The following is a 17,078-nucleotide window of genomic DNA, read 5'->3' on the forward strand; positions in this document are numbered from 1 at the left end:
CTGTCGACAGACGTCGAGTAGGGGCCCAACGGTCACGGTGGGCCCCTACTCGATCAACGCCGCTGGACCCTTGTGGTCTTCAGATCGAAGAACATGCCCGGTTCCTATGCATGGCCTGCTGTCACCATCGCCCCCTGGTGGGTGTGGATAGCCTGTTCCGCCTCACGTGGCTCGAGGCGCATGCGTCGGGAACTAGTCCCGGTCGAGAAGGGCGGCGCTGGCGTAGATCGATTTGAGTTCTTGGAACTCAGCAAAGCCTTCCGGACCGAGTTCGCGTCCGATGCCACTTCGTTTCACTCCGCCAAAAGGAGCGTCGAAGTCGTTGACGTAGTAGTTGATTCCGAACGTGCCGGTGCGTACCCGCCGTGCGACGCCGATGCCACGCTGCTCGTCGGCAGTCCACACCGAGCCGGCCAGACCGTAATCGCTGTCATTGGCCATGGAGATCGCGTCGTCGAGGTCGGTGTAGGGAATGACGGTGACGACTGGTCCGAAGATCTCCTCGCGGGCAATCCGGTCGGTGTTGGAGACATCGGCGAGAATCGTCGGTTCCATGAACCATCCGCGATCGAGGCCGGCCGGCCGGCCGCCACCGTGGACCAATCGTGCGCCGTCAGAGATGGCTACCTCAACCAAACGACTCACGCGCTGAAGCTGACGTTGATTGGCCATCGGCCCGATTGTGACGGCTGGATCGAGCGGGTTGCCGAGGATCTGTTCGCCGGCCCATCCGGCGAGTGCGTCGACGATCTCGTCATATCGTGATTGCGGCGCGAGGATCCGGGACTGTCCGGTGCAGGTCTGGCCGTTGTTCATGAAAGCCGCTGTAGCCATGCCCGTGACGAACACGTCGAGGTCAGCGTCCTCGAGAACGATGGCCGCAGACTTTCCACCGAGTTCGAGAGTGACGCGCTTGAACCGTCGCCCGGCCTCAGCGCCGATGCGCTCACCACTGGCGGTCGACCCGGTGAATGCGACCTTGTCAACGAGCGGGTGGCGACTCAGTAGACTTGCGGGTTCCCTATCCGCGAGAACCACATTCAACACTCCGGCGGGAAGGCCTGCCTGCTGTGCTGCTTCGGCGATGACATAGCTGTCCAGTGCCGCATCGGGAGAGTGTTTGAGTACCACCGAGCAGCCGGCCGCGAGGGCCGGTGCGATCGAGATCATCGCTTTGGCCTGGGGATAATTCCAAGGCGTGATGACCGCGGCGACCCCGACCGGTTCCCGACGGATGATCGTCGATCCCATCGGACTGCGCCTGATCTCTTCGGTTGCAGTCGAGACCGCGACGTCGGCATATTGACGCAGCAAGTGCGCGGGAGCAACGCCGTTGAAGGCTCGCGACAGCTCGATCGGCATCCCGATCTCGCGGCTGACCAGGACGCTCGTCGCCTCGGCCTTGGCCTCGAGGGCATCGGCGAACCGCCTCAACACCGTCGCGCGCTCTTCCGCTGTGGCGCGCGACCACTCCCCTGCGGCGAAGGACTCGTGCGCGGAAACGATCGCCGATTCCACGTCGGCTTCTGAGCCCAATGCCGCACGAGCGATCGGTTCCCCAGTTGCAGCTTCGAGGACCTCATGGGTGTCTGTGGACGAAGCATCGACCCACTTCCCCCCGACGAAGAACTGGAGTCGGTCGACTTCGGGCGTGACTGTGGCGGCAACGGTCATAACGTCTCCTGATATCGCATAGTCAGACTCCACACGGGCGCGTGACCCTCCAACTATGTAAGATTTACATTCTCTATACAGATAGCATAGGTTGTTGTGTGTGTCACAGATGCATCCGCATGTGACACACTCGCCGGCCGGACACACCGCCGGAACCCACCCACCGTTTCTCTGTTTGGAGTGATCATGTCTGCCAGTGCCTTGCTTCTCGCCTACGTTCAGCCCACCAGTCCGGCCGATGAGCCGGAGTTCAACCGCTGGTACGACGAGGTTCACATCCCGCAACTGATCGAGCGTGTGCCAGGGGTGCGAGGGGCTCGGCGCTACCACGTCGCCGACGCCCAGTTCGCGGGTGCCCCGGCGCCTGCCAACTCCTACCTGACGGTGTACGAAATCGATTCTGAGAACATCGCAGACACCGTCGCCGAGATCAACACTGCGATGAGTGATGGTTCGTTGGAGCTGACCACCACGTTGGACGGTGAGGTGTCGCCGCCGGTGATGCACGTTTTCCAGCCTGCCTGAACCGGCACCGACGTTCTCCGCCATGTGAACTGGGGGCCGGCGCGCGAAGCGTCTGGCCCCCAGGGGCGTTCCCTTGCCTGCACTCAGTCCGTACTGTCACCGTCGGAGAAGAGCGCCCGGAGTGTCCTGCGATCGATCTTTCCGGTGGCGTTCGTCGGCAGCGCATCGACAACTGTGATCATCTCGGGTTGCTTCTGGCGGGCGAGGCCGGCCTCGGTGACCACGGCCCCGACTTCGCTGACCGTGAGGTCGCGACGATGTGAGACCACCACGGCCCCGACCCGTTCTCCAAGCCTTCCGCCCGGGACGGCGAGGACTGCAACTGCGCTGATATCGGGGTGCCGCGCGATGGCCTCCTCGATCTCTCGAGCGCTCAGCTTCTCTCCTCCCCTGTTGATGATGTCCTTGGTGCGCCCGGTGATTCGCACCCGTCCATCGGCATCAAGCGCACCGAGATCGCCGGTTCGCAACCAGCCCTCCCGAGTGAAAGCACGGTCGTCGAGGTCGGCGCGGACATAGCCACGCATCATCTCCGGGCCCCGTATCAGCAGTTCTCCGCCTTCGCCAGGACCCACCGGTGCGCCGGCGTCGTCAACGACCAGCAGCTCGACCCCAGGAGCCAAAGGGCCATCGGTGTCTGCGCGGGCATCGAGCGGATCGAACTCGTTTGGCAGAGTTGCGGTGGGCAGCTCGGTCATACCCCACGCACGGTAGGCGGCGATACCGAGAGCGTTGACGTCGCGAATCAGATCCGGCGGAACTGACGCGCCGCCGCAACAGTACTGACGCAACGACGAGGAACCCCGGCCGCTGTCGAGATAGCTGCGATGGAGCTCGCGCAGAAAGGGAGTCGCGCCTGCCATATAGGTCGCGCCGTGACGTTCGATCATTTCGACACAGACCTCGGCGTCCCATCGTTCCAGCAGAATTGCCGCCGCGCCGATGTGAGCAGGAATCATGAACCCCTGCAGGAGCCCCGTGATGTGAGTCATCGGAGAAGCCATGACCATCCGGTCACGGAAGGTCAGCCCCCACCCACTGACCGTGGAACGCAGTTCGTGGCTCAGACCCGCCACTGAATGGATGACCCCTTTCGGTTCAGATTCCGTGCCGGAGGTGAACAACACCAAAGCCGGGTGTTCGGCGGTGGCGGGTTGAACCCGGTCGGGCAGGCTGCCCACTCGGACATCTGACGATGACACCCAACCGGGGTGTGCCCCGCTGGTGAGTAGTCGTATTCGAGGGACGAGCTCGACGGCCCGGCAGATCTCGTCGAACTCATCTGGATAGTCGCGGCGAGCGGATGCCGTGGAGGTGATGATCGCGGTTGGACGGACCTGCGACAGCGCGGTGGTGATCTCGCGTGATCCGTAAATCGGCACCAGCGGGCTCGAGATCGCGCCGATGCGCCAAATCGCTGCCGCCGTGGCGATGGCTTCGGGACCCGTGGGGAGAAGCCACGACACAGCCTCGCCTGGCTGTACCCCCGCTTCGATCAACGTGGTCGCAATGTGACGCGACTGGCGGGCCAGGTCAGTGAAGGTGACCTCCCCGGTCTCCGTGATCGCGGCGACACGCTGAGGCCAGCGTGCTGCACTGTCCTCCAGAAGTCCACCGATTGTTTGTTGGGTGTGAAACCCTGCGCGGTGCCACCTTTCGCGTACCGACGCTGGAATCCGACTCGCGCGTTGGTAGCTCATGAGGTCCATTTGGGTACACGTTTCTCCAGGAAGGCAATCGGGCCTTCAGCGGCGTCTGGATGTGCTCGATGACGTCGGATGAGTTCCCAGCCGAGGTCGAGTTCGGTTGCCAGGGCGTGTTCTTCGGCGCGCCGGAGCGCTCGACGACTCAACCGCACTGCCTCCGGCGAGTTGCGCGTGATCAGCGCGGCCAACGCAAGTCCCCGCTCCAGAGCAACGTCATCGTCGACCACCTCGGAAACGAGGCCGGCATCGCGAGCGGCCTCGGAGCCGAGTTGCTCGTGCTTACCGAGCAGCACCATCCGGGCCAGCACGTCGCGGCGCATCCGTCCTCGCAGCAGGACCGGTTCGAGGGCAGATACCTGGCCGATACTGACGTGGGGATCCAGGAATCGCGCGCTCTTCGCCGCTATGCAGATGTCGGCGTCGGCGACGAAATGCAGTCCTCCACCCGCGCACACACCATTGACCACGACGACCACCGGGACTGAGATCTGCGGGCCGGGCACGAACGCCAGCTCCTGGGCGGCGGTGTCACCCACCGACGCACGGTCCCCGGCGACCATGCGCGCGTCGGCACCGGCGCAAAACGCCTCACCGGCGCCGGTGAGCACGATGCACCGCACAGACGGTTCGGCGGCCACCGACTCCCACAGTCGGCGAAGCGCGACCATCAACTCGTCGTCAAGCGCATTCGCCGCATGCGGTCGATGCAACGTGACCAGGAGCGTCGAGCCTCGGAGTTCAGCGACGAGTACGCCGGTATCACGCTCCAGAGGAACCGACTTGCCGTCCCTCACAAGCCACACACCGATTGACAGGCTCTTTCAATCATATATAAGTTTTAACACACAGCCTCTAGCCCTGTGTGAGGAGCATCTCTCGCATGAATCGTCCATCGCCCGCCCGGCGCCCCGCCAGCGGGCCGATCACCGTCCCCCTCGTTCGTCCGTCCCCGTGTGGCCTGCCGGCTGCGCCCAGCGCTGGGACAGGAGTCCGATGACCGCCACCGACGATCTCGTCGATCTGGATCCCGGGCCGGCCGCCCACGCGCTGCGTCGACGTCTTCGCCAGTTGCTGGCGGAGATGTTGCCGGCCGATTGGAGGACCTCATTCTCCAACGACGCCGAGGTACAAGCGGTTGTCGGTCGAATCTGTCGCCGCCTGGGGGACGAGCGACTGCTCACCATCAACTGGCCCGCCGAGTTCGGCGGTGCCGGTGCGGACGTCTGGCAGCAGACGGTGCTGCGCGAAGAGATGTGGGCCCACTTCGAACCCCGGGGGGCCCAGTACATGGGTCTGAGTTGGGTGGGACCGACCCTCATGCAGATCGGCACTCCTGCACAGCTGGAGAAACACCTTCCCGGCATCGCCGAAGGCCGCATTGTGTGGTGCCAGGGCTTCTCTGAGCCCGAGGCCGGTACCGATCTCGGCTCTCTGAAGCTGAGCGCATCCCGGACCGATCGGGGCTGGCTACTGACCGGCCAGAAGATCTGGACTTCGTATGCGGGACTGGCCGATTGGTGTTTCTTGGCGGCCCGGACCAGTCATACCGACAACAAACACACCGGAATCACCATTTTTCTGGTGCCGATGTCCTCACCGGGAATCACTGTTCGTCCCATTCCGTCGATCATGGGGGAACAGCACCTCAACGAGGTGTTCTTCGATGGCGTCGAGGTTGCCGAGGAGGCGATACTGGGCGAGCTCGACCAGGGGTGGCGGGTCATCAAACTGGTGCTGACCCACGAGCGCATCGGAATCCCCCGCTATGCCCGTGACGAACGAATCCTCGCCGCATTGGCCGGTCACGAGTCACTTCAGGAACCGACGGTGGCCTCGGACTACGCACGGACCCTCGTTCACACCCGGGTGGCTCGACTGCTCAACCACCGGGCGATCGCGCTCAACGATGCCGGCATGCTGAGCGATCGGGAAGCATCTGTCGCACGAGTGGCATCCATCCACCTCGACCAAGAGGTCGCCGGGCTGGCCCTGGACATGGTCGGTTCCGATGGCTTGGTTCCCCGGCCCGGGGCCGGTCTGCTCGGACAGGTCGAAGACATATTCCGATACGCCCGATCGGCCACCATCGCCTCTGGAACGGCAGAGGTTCAACGAATGCTCATCGCGCGCAGCGCAATCAGAGAGGTCAAAGATGAAACGTGACTGGCCGGCCGAGTCGCTGAACTATCGCGACACCGTCGCCGCAGCACTGCGCCGGCGTGGCGGATTCGATCTGGCACGCCAAGCCGAAAGCGAACCCGACATCCGCCACTCCACAGTCCGGCCACTTCTCGACGGTCTCGGCCTTCCCGCATTGGACCCATGGGGCGGCGACGAAGAGTCCGCGGCCGTCGCTCTGGCAGTATGCGAAGCCGGTCGCGTCGTCTTACCGTGGCCTGTCGTCGAACAACTCGCGGTACCTCAGGCCGCGCGCGAGCAGATCGCGGCCATCCATGTCACCGACGGTGTACGCAATCGCCTGTCCCATGCCGATCTGTTCGACAGCGTCGTCATGTGCCCAGGCGGGGAAGAGTCCTGGGCCACGACCATCGGTCGACTCAACCCGGCACCGTTGGATCCATTCGCAGTCGAGGTCTCCGTCGCTCAGCCCCGCCACCTCGACAGACTCCCCGACGCGGTGGCGATGCACACGGTCCTCACCGCCTTCTGGGTACACGGAGCATTGAGCACCGCGCTGCAGCAAGCAACTCTCCACGCTCGCGATCGCCATCAGTTCGGTTCACCTATCGGACGATTCGGCGAGATCCGGTGGCGCCTGGCGGACATGGTCGTTGCCCTGGACGGCCTGGCCGAACTGGCCCGCCACACCTGGTGGGTCGTACGAAAAGGCCGTAGCAGCACTGTCGACCTACTGGCGCTGCGCGTGCACATGCTCGAGGCCTCGGAAGGCATCTTGTCGCACGCACATCAGGTCCTGGGTGCGATGGGATTGTGCGAAGAGCACAATCTGACTGTTGTCGATCGACATCTTCAACCTGTGCTCCGTCGCCCTGGAGGACTTCTGCGAACCACCGCGAAACTGGCCGACGCCGTCGCCACAGAAGGCTTCGATGCGCCATTTCCTGTGTTGCCCTGGAGATCTGCCGAGTCGGCACCGGCCGCCGCGGTCTAAACAGATGTGCGACGGTCGTTGAACATCCGCCCGCGCGTGATTGTCACCTGCTTGCTCAAACTCACCGCGCGGGCGGCGTCGGCCGCAGCCGCGTCCTGCATCCCGAGGATGTGTTGTTGCGAGGCACGGGCGTGAGAACGTGAAAGCTCGGCCGCCGCGTCGGCATCGCCGGCCTCGATCGCATCGATCAGTCGCCTGTGGGTCTTGACCACCTCGGCCCGAAGGGCCGGCGCCGGGTAACGGTCGGATGCTGCCACCGCATCAGCCCATTCCTCTTCCTGACTTGACCACAGTCCGGCCAATGCCCCTGCGACCAGGCGCAACGTGTCGTTGCCGCACCCCTCGATGACTGCGTCGTGGAACTCGCGGCCGGTTCTGGTGAACTCGCTCTCGTCATCGACCAGAGTTTCCTGAAGCGCAACCAGCGTGCGTAAGCGGGGAATCAACGTCTTGCCGCGGGCTGGGAGTTCGGCCGCGTGGCGAACACACACGGGTTCGATCTCGGCGATCGCACCTGCCAGATCGCCCAGCGAGACCTGCTCGAACTGGAGCAGCAGACCGAGGCTGTAAGCCGTGCCGGACTTGCTCGGCGCATGTACCACTGCCCCGCCCACGTTTCCCCGACGGACCGCGATCAACCCTTCGGCCTCGAGAATCCGCAGCGCCTCTCGCAACGGCGGCCGACTCACCTGGAACTCGCGGATGAGTTCCTCCTGCGGCGGCAACATATCGCCTTCGCGAAGGGCCCCGCTGATGATTCGCTCGCGCAGCTCTTCGGCCACCATCTCGGCGATCGACGGTTGTGAGAACCGTGGCCGGACACCGCCCACTCGTGTCGGCTCCATGTGGTTCCTCTCCTCAACCCGACTGTTGTATCCAGATAATCTTAGTGCAGAAAGCAGCAGCCGGCGTCGGCACCGCCCCACGGCTTGCCTATCTTATAAAAGATAGTAGGGTAACGGGGTGACTGGTTCTTCCATCGCCGAAGCGTCCAGGCCCTCCGACTGGACGGCTCTGGTACCCACTCCGGAAAGCCTCGCACTGGCCGCGTCAGCGCGAGACCATTTCGCCAAGCTGGGCACGCGGCAGCTCGCGCGTGAGGCACTCGCCGACGCGCGTACGGCAGAGTCGTTGTGGCACAGTCTTGTCGACGCAGGATATCCACAGATCGGCGTTCCCGAATCGCGTGGTGGAATCGGGGATGCCTTCGACTTGACCGTTCTGCTGGAGGAAGCAGGCCGCGCACTGCTGCCCGCGCCGCTGTTGACCACCTGCGCAAGCATCCAGCTGTTGCTACAAGCGGAACCGACGGAGGGTGAGGAAGTCGGACACGCACACCTTGCGTTCGGCGTCGGTCGCGGCAGAGTCCACGGCACGCGCGCGCACAGCGAGGTATTGACCGTTGTTGACGGACACGGGGCGACCGAGTACGTCATCGTCCTCGATGACCCCGGCGTCGACATCCATGTGGTCACCGTTGACCCTCGGGCTACCGGGGTGCGCAGTACAGCAAAAGGTGCCGACCTCGACGCTTCTCGCTCCATCGTCGAAATCGCCCTCGACCGAGCCGAAACGACTTCAGTTCGGACGGTGCCCCGCACGTCGGTCGCCGAACTCCTCAGCCCGGTGCGGATGTGCATCGCTGCCGACCTGCTCGGAGTGGCCGCGGGAGCCCTCCATGATGCCATCGAGCACGTTCAGCGGCGTCATCAGTTCGGCCGTCCGCTCGGTGCGTTCCAAGCAGTCAAACACCAGCTCGTCGAGGCGTACGTCAGCGTCGAGAAGACGCGCAGCCTCGTGCATGGATCTGCTCTCGCCGTCACCGATAGCCCTCGCGAACACGAGACCACTGTGCTGACGACTCTGGCGCTGGCCACGGCATTGCGAACGTCTATCGACGTATCCGGCCGTTACATTCAGCTCTTGGGAGCCATGGGAGTGACCTTCGAGTCGGACGCTCACCTGTACCTGCGCAGAGCACACCAGACGGCACAAGCCACTGGGTCCGCCGCGGCCTTGTTCGCGCAGGCCGCCGCTCTACAGAGGAGCACCCATGTCTGAAGTCATCGAGCAGTACCGCCACTTTCTCTCCGAGGCGCTCCCTCGAGACTACGACGACTGTTATGACCGCTACCGGCATGACCACGTGCTCCGTCGCGACTTCCAGATCGCCGAGTTCGAGAACGGATGGCTTGTCCCTGAATGGAATAGCGACCACGGTGGCCGCGACCTCAATGCCGCCGACGCGCTCGACGTCCGTCTGACCGGTGCGCAGCGCCGGATACCGCGACACCTCAACATTCAGGGAGTAGGTGTGGCCGCCCCCGCATTGCGTCAGTACGGGACCGACGACCAACAGCGCCGGCTCCTACGCTCGGCTCTTCGTGGCGATGAGTGGTGGGCCCTGGGGATGTCGGAACCCGAGGCCGGTTCCGACCTGGCGTCGCTGCGGACCACAGGGACACTGCACGGCGACACCATTGTGGTCACCGGGCAGAAGATCTGGACCACTCAAGCCGACGAATCACGCTGGTGCACTCTGTATGTCCGCACCGATCGCACCGCTCCACCCCATCGCGGCATCTCTTGTCTCATACTCGACATGACCAGTCCCGGTGTCACCGTACGTCCCATACCCACCAGCTCACCGGCCATCGAATCGTTTTGCGAAGTGTTCCTCGATGCGGTAGAGATCCCGGCCACGGCGCTGCTCGGTCAACTCAACGCGGGATGGCAGGTAGCAATGTCGAGTCTGCAACATGAACGCGACATGATCTGGATCAACACCTGGCTCGAGTCCCGGCGGGCACTCGAACCCGCCCTACGCTCGCCGGACCTGCCCGAGCACAGTCTCGCTGAACTTGGCAAAGTACTCGCTGATACCGCCGCGATTCGCTATACCGGCCTCCGTGCGGCAGCTCACCGGATCACCTCCACCTCGGCGCGTTTCGAACCGATCCTGAAACTCGTCGGTTCTGAAACCGTGCAGCACGCCGCGCGATTCAGCTTCGAGACGACTGGGCCCACGTCTGCGGACAACACCCCGCTTGTCAACGAAATGATGGAGTCCCTGGCCGCGACCATCTACGGCGGGACCTCAGAAGTTCAGCGCAACATCATCGCTGAACGAATTCTGGGTCTCCCGAAATCCTGACCCGTTCCCGCCGACGACACGAAAGACTACTCATGTATCCCGACAACCGACCACTCACCGGGCGCACTGCCCTCGTCACCGGCAGCGGGCGCGGACTCGGACGCGCCATCGCCGACTCGCTCGCCGACGCCGGCGCCCACGTGTGGGTTGTCGCCCGCACCGAGGATGAACTCAGCGTCGTGCTGGATGGGATCCATGACCGAGGTGGTACCGGAGACATCGCGACAGTCGACTTACGTAGCCCTGCTGAGCTGGCCGACCTGACGCGGCGCGTCATGAGCGCCACACCGGTAGTCGACATCCTGGTCAACAACGCAGGCATCAACCGAAAGAAGCCAGTCCTCCCACTGGATACGAATACCGCACAGCAACCCGGCGCCCGACCCCACCACGATGCGATGACAGATGACGACTGGACCGCAATCCTGGATACCCATGTCACCGCATCGCTCAGCCTGATCCGGTCTTTCGTACCAGCGATGCTCGCACAACAGCACGGTCGCATCATCAACATCGGTTCGAGCAGCACCGTTCGCTCACCTGACTATTGCGTGCCGTACCAGGTCGGCAAAGGTGCGCTCGATCACCTCACTCGAGGCCTCGCCAAGGAATGGGCGCCCTTCAACATCACCGTCAATTCGATTGCCCCAGGACATTTCCGAACCAGTATGACCCAAGCTCTGCACGACAGCGAGGAGGGTCAGCAGTGGCTTCGAGAACGAATTCCCATGCGTCGTACCGGAAATCCGCAAGAACTTGGGGCACTCGCCGTCCACCTGGCCAGTGATCACGCATCGTTCATCACCGGACAAACCATCTACGTCGATGGCGGCGAAACGCTATGACAAGCCGACACCATCTATCCACTCAGCCCAGCACAAGACCCTGCGCACCGCACCGAATGCTCTCTGCGCGAAGGGCCGCTGATCATCGCCGCTGATCATCTCTGCGGGGATCCGCGGCATTTGGCATAGCACTTCGCGCACCCGAGACGCCGCCAGTACCACACTCCTGGCGAGAACCCGAGTTGAATTTCGACTGGAGCCGGCCTGAGCCGGTGCCTGGTGGCATATAGAAACGGTCCGGCCGCGGAAGCTGCCTCCAACGACGGCAGCGGGGCATACACCGTGGCCGGCGACACCCCGACGCTCTTCCGAACTCAGCTCGAGCCACGACGCGCAAAGGAACGACTCCCTGTGTCAGACCATATTTTCGATCCGCACGCCGTTCTGCGCCAGGTACCGACCGGCCTCTGGATCAACGGCGAGTCCGTGCCTGCGTCGTCAGGGAAGACCTTCGACGTCTACAACCCCGCCACCGAAGAACCGTTGGTCGCTGTGGCCGACGCTACCGTCGACGACGCACTGAGAGCCATGGACACCGCGACGACGGCGGCCAACGACTGGGCTTCCACCGCACCACGGGCGCGGGCGGACATCCTTCGTCGCACCTTCGACCTCCTGACCGAACGCGCCGACGACGTGGCAATGCTGATGACCCTTGAACTCGGACGCGCGCTCCCTGACAGTCGGGCCGAGACCACGTACGGCACAGAGTTCCTGAGGTGGTTCGCCGAGGAAGCGGTGCGCATCAACGGACGCCTCACCGCATCACCTACCGGCGTCGGCCGGGTCCTGGTCAGCCACGCTCCGGTCGGTCTATGTCTGGCCATCACACCGTGGAACTTCCCGCTGGCCATGGGAACTCGCAAAATTGGACCAGCACTCGCGGCCGGAAACACAATCATCGTAAAGCCCGCCCAGGAAACACCACTGACGATGCTGGCCCTGGCGGAGACGTTCACGGAGGCCGGACTACCACCGGGGGTGCTCTCCGTGCTGCCCACGACGGCCAGCCGAGACATCGCTACCGCGATCATCACCGATGACCGGACTCGCAAGATCAGCTTCACGGGGTCGACTCCCGTCGGGCGAAGCCTGCTCGGGCAAACCGCCGAACGCGTGCAACGCACGTCGATGGAGTTGGGCGGAAACGCCCCCTTCCTGGTCTTCGAAGACGCGGACATAAATGCCGCAGTCGAGGGCGCCTTCGCAGCCAAGATGAGGAACGGAGGCGAAGCCTGCACGGCCGCCAATCGGTTCCTCGTGCAGTCGTCAGTCGCTGCAGAGTTCACCACCAAACTTGTCGAGAAGATGTCAACCGTCACGATGGGAGCGGGCTACCACGACGGTGTGACGCTCGGACCGCTGGTCAGCGCGGCCCAGCGAGACAAGGTCGCCGGCCTGGTGCAGACCGCGATCACGGACGGGGCGCGGCTGCGGCTCGGTGGCCACATCCCCGAAAGACGCGGACACTTCTATCCCGCAACGGTTCTCGATCAAGTAGACCCCTACGCGGCGGTCACGCGCCACGAGATCTTCGGTCCAGTCGCGATGATCAGCACGTTCACGACCGAGGGCGAGGCCGTCAACGCGGCCAACTCGACAGAGTTCGGATTGGCGTCGTACTTCTACAGCCGAGACCACGAGCGCTGCTTGCGAGTCGCTCATGCGTTGGACGCGGGCATGGTCGGAGTGAACCGCGGAGCCATTTCCGATGTTGCAGCACCGTTCGGTGGTGTCAAGCAATCCGGCCTCGGACGAGAGGGCGGCATCGAAGGGATCGACGAATACCTCTCAGCAAAGTACATCGCCTTGAATTGAGAGGAGCAGCGGGTGGCACAACCATGCCCGCAAGCTCATCAGATGACGGTACCCACGGCGGGGGGCGCAAGCGACCCATCGGGGCCGGCGAGCCGCTGAATCGTGACACATGCGGAGAACCTGCGTGAACACCGCGAGGGCATGCTGATCGACGTGATCAGCGAGATCAGTGTGGGTACCGAGCTGGTGACGACGCAGACCGCGACCTTCCTCAAGCAGCAGCGCACCAGCCTGTCCGACGAGCCGCGCGGCCCGGAACCGAAGTCGAAGACCCCGCCCCCGCCGGATGCGATCCTCGCCGTCGACCGCAAGCGCATCCGTCGTACGCCGCGGAGTCGCAACTGCCCGACGCCGTCACCTACGACGTCCGGTTCGGCACACCGATCCTGTTGCCCGCCAAGGTGAATCTCTACACACGCCGCATCGACGGCCACGGCAGCTTCGACATCTCGATCCGCCACCGCCGCAAGGGACTCCCGCACCTCACCGCCACGACGCGGGAGGGCTGAGAAACCCCTTGCCGCGTTGCCGCCGGATCGCTTCCTTCCCGCTAATTGGATCCAATAGGCGGGAGGGAAGCGATCCGGCGGGAATCGTTTACGGGATCACGCTCGGTAACAGCTCCGGAACGGACCGATCGGCCCGACGTTGTTGCCGTTGAAGTACTGATAGCGATCGGCGACGAATGCGATCGTCGGCATCGTGCGCGCGCCGGTCGCGAACTCGACGAGGGTGTACAGGTGCACATTCTGCCGCCAGTGCACCTGGATGTTGCCGGGACCGAAGGTGAACGGCCGGCCGGGTCGCACCGTGACGAAGGGCGACGCCACCGCTGCCACCCCCGCGCGGTTGCCGGCGTTCTGCGCGAGCAGCGTGTATCGGACCCTCACGACGCGATTGGTCCGGACCGTCGGCCCCCCGATCGAGAGCTGGAGCGTCGACCACGCGGGCTTGTACTTGCACTGTGCGACGCCGGGTGAGGACGCGGTGCCCGGCGGGCGTCCGTTGGCGCCGAGGGGACGCGCGTCGGAGACTCCGACGCACAGGGTCGAAACGAGGGCCGCTCCGAGAAGGACCAGCAGCAGCGACTGAGTGAACTTCTTCATTGCCGACCTCGGATCGGGAGGAGTGAATGCCGTACCGCTGAAGATAGGCCGCTCGGTCCGCGGAGATGCCCACTCGGCGTAACCGACCGGTCTCGGCACGCGAATCACCGCCGACGCACCCGGATTTCATCCGTTCGGAGGACGCGCACGGCTCGGCGCGCAGCCTCAGGGGCGGCGTCGAGGCTCGCAAGCCCCTCAGATGTCGGTACCGACACCCTTCAGGCCGCGCCAGGTGATGCCGACGAGCAGGTTGGTGGCCTTCTCCAGGTCGACGTCGCCCTCGGTGATGCGGTCGGCGACAGCCTCGGCCGCGCCGACGATGGCGACGGCGGTGAGTTCGGAGTCGAGGTCACCGACCTCGACGGTGGTGCCCGCCTTGATGAGGGCGGTGACCATCTCGGTGACCCGCTGGCGGCTGTCGGCGACGATGCCGGAGAATCCGGCGGTGCCGATGGCGACGCGGTAGAGCACCCGCCAGGACTGGCGGTGCTCGTGGACGAACCGGAGGAACTCCCGGATGACCGTGACCGCCTGCTCTCGCTGCGTGAGCGACGGATCGAAGCCGACGCTCATCGCGTCGATGAACAACCCGGACTCACGTGCGATGCACGCACTGAACAGCTCCTCCTTGGAGCCGTAGTACAGGTAGAGCATCGGCTTGGAGATCTCCGCCTCGGCGGCGATCGCATCCATGGAGGCCTCGCGGAACCCCTTCTGCGAGAACACCTTCACGGCCGCGTCGAGCATCTGCTGCTCGCGCACGGCGCGAGGCAGGCGTTTGGTTCCGCCCGACATGACCACCTCCGTTCTCCATGACGCATGTACCGAAAGACGATACCAAGAACTTACCTATCGGTAAGGTGAACGTTCGCCCGGGCCCCGCTCGAACGGGAGCCCTCAGCAGGTCACAACACCCTTGGAGCGCAGGATGCGCAGCACCTTGGCGTCGAGACGGGACGGCGCGAGCCGCCCGCGGGCTACCGCGGTTTCGAGGTTGTCGAGTGCCGAGGAGACGCGGTCGGTGGACAACCACAGGGCCACGTCGCCCCCGGCCAGGATGAACTTCTCGACGGCCTGCTCGATCGGGTACTGCGCGCTGATCGCCGCCATCCCCGACAGGTCGTCGGAGAAGATGACCCCGTTGTAGCGCGGGCCGTCGTAGCCCACACCCGTACGCAGCATCTGGATGGCAGGCCTGCTGATACTGGCCGGCAGGCCGTTGGTCAGCCCGGGCACGATCAGGTGACCGACCATCACGCCCGCGGTACCCGGATCGGCGAGCAGGGTGCGGAACGGCACCAGGTCGCTGGTCTGCAACTGCGCCAGCGAGGGCACCGACACCACGCCGAGGTGTGAGTCGCCCGTGCCGTGTCCGTGTCCCGGGAAGTGCTTGTACACCGGTGTGATCCCGGCAGCGGCCAGGCCTGCGGCGTAAGCGGACGCGTACTCGATGACCACCGCCGGGTCGTTGCTGAACGAACGGTCCCCGATGACCTCGTTGTCGGACTCGTCGCTGACGTCGGCGACGGGCGCGAAGTCGACGGTGACGCCGAGACGCTTGAGCTTGCGCCCCACCTCGGTGGCGATCCCCTTCACCTGCTCGGGCGTCTTGGTCTGGGCGAGCTGCCGTGGCGACTCGTGGTCGATGCCGAGCGCCGACAGCCGCGACACCCGGCCGCCCTCCTGATCGACGGTCACCATCAGCGGGATCGGGGAGTTCTTCGAGATCCGCGACGCCGCTCCGCCGGTCAGGATCGACTTGTCGGTCCAGCTCCCGATGAAGATGCCGCCGATCTCCTCGTTCTCGACGATCTGCTGCGCGTCGCCGGCCCCGGTCACCCCGACGACGACGAGCTGAGCCAGCTTCTGCCGCAGCGACAGTTTCGCGAGTTCGGCTGCGCCGCAACCATTTGCGACCGGAGCATCCGACGACGGCACCGACACCGATGACGCCGACGACGATGCCGAAGATGAGGGAGCCGGCGGTGGCGAATCAGGTGTCGACGACGTGCACGCGGCCAGGGTCGCGCACAACACGACGACTGCTCCCGAGGACATCGCATTCCGAATCCACCGAGGTCGTCGAGTTGGGCCCATGGCACGAGTCTGGCATGTAACCTGAGCCAATGGACGTGGGGTCCATCTCTGCCGGGTCCGCTACCGCTCCCAGCGGTCGCGGCGGCAACAGTGCCGGTCAGACGCTGATGATCGCCTACGACGGCTCTCCGAACGCAGACCGCGCCATCCGGTACGCAGGGCAGTTCCTCCGCGCGAAGACCGCGATCGTGGTGACCGCCTGGCAGCCCGGCGGCATGACCCCCGCGCGCCTGTCCACTCTCGCCGGCGGGATGCAGCCGTTCATCGACACCCAGCTCGACGCCGGGATCGATCGGGCGCTGGAAGACGAGGCCGCCTCCATCAACAAGCAGGGCGTCGACCTCGCCGCCGGATGCGGGCTGTCCGCCCGGGGCTCGCTCGTCGAGGTCGAATCGACGGTGTGGGGTGCGCTCGTCGCGGCCGCCGAGGCGCTCGACGTCGATCTCCTCGTCACCGGCACCCGCGGGGCGTCGGGCCTGCGGGCCTTGTTGCGTTCCAGCGTCGCCGAACGCGTCCTCAAGCACTGCCATCGGCCGGTGTTCATCGTCCCCGCGAAGTGCGAGCAGACCCCGCCGGTGACGTTGTAGGGGTCGCGTGGGACGCCGACCGTGCCCTCCAACACGGTCCGCGTCCGACGGTGAACGCGCGTACGCAGTGGGTCTCACCGGGATACGACGGCACACGATGGTAGTTTCATCGCCATGACCAACAACCGCCTTGTCGCCGGAGCCGTCGCCGGAGTCGCCGGCATCCTGGTGGGACTCGGCGCGGTGTTCCTCGGCGGGTTCCTGACCGCCGAGAACAGCCCGTCCACCGACCTGAACAGCATCAACCCGAACAGCGGTTTCGTGCAGGGTTCGGTCGACTACGGGTCGCGCGGCGGCGCGGGCGAGACCAACTGACCCCAACGACGCCGCCGCAGGTCACGGCGTCGTTTGATCACGGCAGCAGCAACTGAGTAGTACAACGCCCAGAAGTGCGGGGCCCACCACCGGCGCCGCGTCTCGTGGACTCCGGGCC

At 64.8% G+C, this 17,078-nt stretch carries 16 protein-coding genes and 1 pseudogene; 10 read left to right on the forward strand and 7 right to left on the reverse strand.

Features of this window, described 5'->3' with window-relative positions; genetic code table 11:
- Positions 1-192: 192 nt before the first annotated feature.
- The gene (locus tag H1R19_RS21125) at positions 193-1,674 is read right to left on the reverse strand and encodes an aldehyde dehydrogenase (protein WP_219850078.1); all 1,482 of its coding nucleotides are present in this window, start codon (positions 1,672-1,674) and stop codon (positions 193-195) included.
- A gap of 186 nt (positions 1,675-1,860) precedes the next feature.
- Between H1R19_RS21125 and H1R19_RS21130 the strand changes: the two genes are divergently transcribed.
- Complete coding sequence (locus tag H1R19_RS21130) at positions 1,861-2,199, forward strand: EthD domain-containing protein (RefSeq protein WP_188328256.1); 339 nt, start codon at positions 1,861-1,863, stop codon at positions 2,197-2,199.
- An 83-nt stretch (positions 2,200-2,282) separates the two neighbouring features.
- Here H1R19_RS21130 and H1R19_RS21135 read toward each other — a convergent pair whose 3' ends face one another.
- Together H1R19_RS21135 and H1R19_RS21140 are read right to left on the reverse strand one after the other, a co-directional pair.
- Positions 2,283-3,899, reverse strand: coding sequence for a class I adenylate-forming enzyme family protein (locus H1R19_RS21135; protein ID WP_219850079.1), 1,617 nt, complete (start codon positions 3,897-3,899; stop codon positions 2,283-2,285).
- Positions 3,896-4,708, reverse strand: a complete 813-nt coding sequence (locus tag H1R19_RS21140) for an enoyl-CoA hydratase/isomerase family protein (protein WP_317451335.1) — start codon at positions 4,706-4,708, stop codon at positions 3,896-3,898. Before H1R19_RS21140 ends, H1R19_RS21135 begins: the two co-directional genes overlap by 4 nt.
- 190 nt (positions 4,709-4,898) lie before the next feature.
- Between H1R19_RS21140 and H1R19_RS21145 the strand changes: the two genes are divergently transcribed.
- Positions 4,899-6,068: an acyl-CoA dehydrogenase family protein gene (locus H1R19_RS21145; RefSeq protein WP_188328525.1), complete on the forward strand. Its 1,170-nt coding sequence runs from the start codon at positions 4,899-4,901 to the stop codon at positions 6,066-6,068.
- Complete coding sequence (locus H1R19_RS21150; RefSeq protein WP_219850080.1) at positions 6,058-7,038, forward strand: acyl-CoA dehydrogenase family protein; 981 nt, start codon at positions 6,058-6,060, stop codon at positions 7,036-7,038. Before H1R19_RS21145 ends, H1R19_RS21150 begins: the two co-directional genes overlap by 11 nt.
- Here the strand turns inward: H1R19_RS21150 and H1R19_RS21155 are convergent.
- Positions 7,035-7,883, reverse strand: a complete 849-nt coding sequence (locus H1R19_RS21155) for a FadR/GntR family transcriptional regulator (RefSeq protein ID WP_219850081.1) — start codon at positions 7,881-7,883, stop codon at positions 7,035-7,037. The two genes, H1R19_RS21150 and H1R19_RS21155, sit on opposite strands and share 4 nt — an antisense overlap.
- A gap of 118 nt (positions 7,884-8,001) precedes the next feature.
- Between H1R19_RS21155 and H1R19_RS21160 the strand changes: the two genes are divergently transcribed.
- The 5 genes and pseudogenes from H1R19_RS21160 to H1R19_RS21180 form a co-directional block, all read left to right on the forward strand.
- The gene (locus H1R19_RS21160; protein ID WP_219850082.1) at positions 8,002-9,099 is read left to right on the forward strand and encodes an acyl-CoA dehydrogenase family protein; all 1,098 of its coding nucleotides are present in this window, start codon (positions 8,002-8,004) and stop codon (positions 9,097-9,099) included.
- Positions 9,092-10,192: an acyl-CoA dehydrogenase family protein gene (locus H1R19_RS21165; RefSeq protein ID WP_219850083.1), complete on the forward strand. Its 1,101-nt coding sequence runs from the start codon at positions 9,092-9,094 to the stop codon at positions 10,190-10,192. The genes H1R19_RS21160 and H1R19_RS21165 overlap by 8 nt, the downstream gene beginning before the upstream one ends.
- A 32-nt stretch (positions 10,193-10,224) precedes the next feature.
- Positions 10,225-11,037, forward strand: coding sequence for an SDR family NAD(P)-dependent oxidoreductase (locus tag H1R19_RS21170; RefSeq protein ID WP_219850084.1), 813 nt, complete (start codon positions 10,225-10,227; stop codon positions 11,035-11,037).
- A gap of 351 nt (positions 11,038-11,388) precedes the next feature.
- Positions 11,389-12,855: an NAD-dependent succinate-semialdehyde dehydrogenase gene (locus H1R19_RS21175; RefSeq protein WP_188328262.1), complete on the forward strand. Its 1,467-nt coding sequence runs from the start codon at positions 11,389-11,391 to the stop codon at positions 12,853-12,855.
- A gap of 65 nt (positions 12,856-12,920) precedes the next feature.
- A pseudogene (locus tag H1R19_RS21180) lies at positions 12,921-13,364 on the forward strand (hypothetical protein); the annotation flags it as partial.
- A 96-nt stretch (positions 13,365-13,460) separates the two neighbouring features.
- On the opposite strand, the gene H1R19_RS21185 reads toward H1R19_RS21180, so the two are convergent.
- From H1R19_RS21185 to H1R19_RS21195, 3 genes are all read right to left on the reverse strand, one after another.
- Positions 13,461-13,961: a hypothetical protein gene (locus H1R19_RS21185; protein WP_219850085.1), complete on the reverse strand. Its 501-nt coding sequence runs from the start codon at positions 13,959-13,961 to the stop codon at positions 13,461-13,463.
- Positions 13,962-14,156: 195 nt separating this feature from the next.
- Positions 14,157-14,756 carry a TetR/AcrR family transcriptional regulator gene (locus H1R19_RS21190; protein ID WP_188328264.1) on the reverse strand — a complete coding sequence of 200 codons (600 nt, stop codon included), beginning with the start codon at positions 14,754-14,756 and terminating at the stop codon, positions 14,157-14,159.
- Between the two features lie 102 nt (positions 14,757-14,858).
- Complete coding sequence (locus H1R19_RS21195) at positions 14,859-16,019, reverse strand: glycoside hydrolase family 3 N-terminal domain-containing protein (protein WP_219850086.1); 1,161 nt, start codon at positions 16,017-16,019, stop codon at positions 14,859-14,861.
- A 68-nt stretch (positions 16,020-16,087) separates the two neighbouring features.
- Between H1R19_RS21195 and H1R19_RS21200 the strand changes: the two genes are divergently transcribed.
- Together H1R19_RS21200 and H1R19_RS21205 are read left to right on the forward strand one after the other, a co-directional pair.
- Positions 16,088-16,645 (forward strand): universal stress protein, encoded by a 558-nt coding sequence (locus H1R19_RS21200; protein WP_188328266.1) that lies wholly within the window; start codon positions 16,088-16,090, stop codon positions 16,643-16,645.
- Positions 16,646-16,759: 114 nt separating this feature from the next.
- On the forward strand, positions 16,760-16,960 hold the full coding sequence (locus H1R19_RS21205; protein WP_188328267.1) for a DUF2613 domain-containing protein: 201 nt from the start codon (positions 16,760-16,762) through the stop codon (positions 16,958-16,960).
- The last annotated feature ends 118 nt before the right edge of the window (positions 16,961-17,078 follow it).

This window comes from Gordonia jinghuaiqii (genome assembly GCF_014041935.1).
Taxonomy (GTDB): domain Bacteria; phylum Actinomycetota; class Actinomycetes; order Mycobacteriales; family Mycobacteriaceae; genus Gordonia; species Gordonia jinghuaiqii.

Coding starts and splice junctions, on each gene's coding strand:
- H1R19_RS21125 (WP_219850078.1), bottom strand. CDS start 1,674: ATGACCGTTGCCGCCACAGTCACGCCCGAAGTCGACCGACTCCAGTTC.
- H1R19_RS21130 (WP_188328256.1), top strand. CDS start 1,861: ATGTCTGCCAGTGCCTTGCTTCTCGCCTACGTTCAGCCCACCAGTCCG.
- H1R19_RS21135 (WP_219850079.1), bottom strand. CDS start 3,899: ATGAGCTACCAACGCGCGAGTCGGATTCCAGCGTCGGTACGCGAAAGG.
- H1R19_RS21145 (WP_188328525.1), top strand. CDS start 4,899: ATGACCGCCACCGACGATCTCGTCGATCTGGATCCCGGGCCGGCCGCC.
- H1R19_RS21150 (WP_219850080.1), top strand. CDS start 6,058: ATGAAACGTGACTGGCCGGCCGAGTCGCTGAACTATCGCGACACCGTC.
- H1R19_RS21155 (WP_219850081.1), bottom strand. CDS start 7,883: ATGGAGCCGACACGAGTGGGCGGTGTCCGGCCACGGTTCTCACAACCG.
- H1R19_RS21165 (WP_219850083.1), top strand. CDS start 9,092: ATGTCTGAAGTCATCGAGCAGTACCGCCACTTTCTCTCCGAGGCGCTC.
- H1R19_RS21170 (WP_219850084.1), top strand. CDS start 10,225: ATGTATCCCGACAACCGACCACTCACCGGGCGCACTGCCCTCGTCACC.
- H1R19_RS21185 (WP_219850085.1), bottom strand. CDS start 13,961: ATGAAGAAGTTCACTCAGTCGCTGCTGCTGGTCCTTCTCGGAGCGGCC.
- H1R19_RS21190 (WP_188328264.1), bottom strand. CDS start 14,756: ATGTCGGGCGGAACCAAACGCCTGCCTCGCGCCGTGCGCGAGCAGCAG.
- H1R19_RS21195 (WP_219850086.1), bottom strand. CDS start 16,019: ATGTCCTCGGGAGCAGTCGTCGTGTTGTGCGCGACCCTGGCCGCGTGC.
- H1R19_RS21200 (WP_188328266.1), top strand. CDS start 16,088: ATGGACGTGGGGTCCATCTCTGCCGGGTCCGCTACCGCTCCCAGCGGT.
- H1R19_RS21205 (WP_188328267.1), top strand. CDS start 16,760: ATGACCAACAACCGCCTTGTCGCCGGAGCCGTCGCCGGAGTCGCCGGC.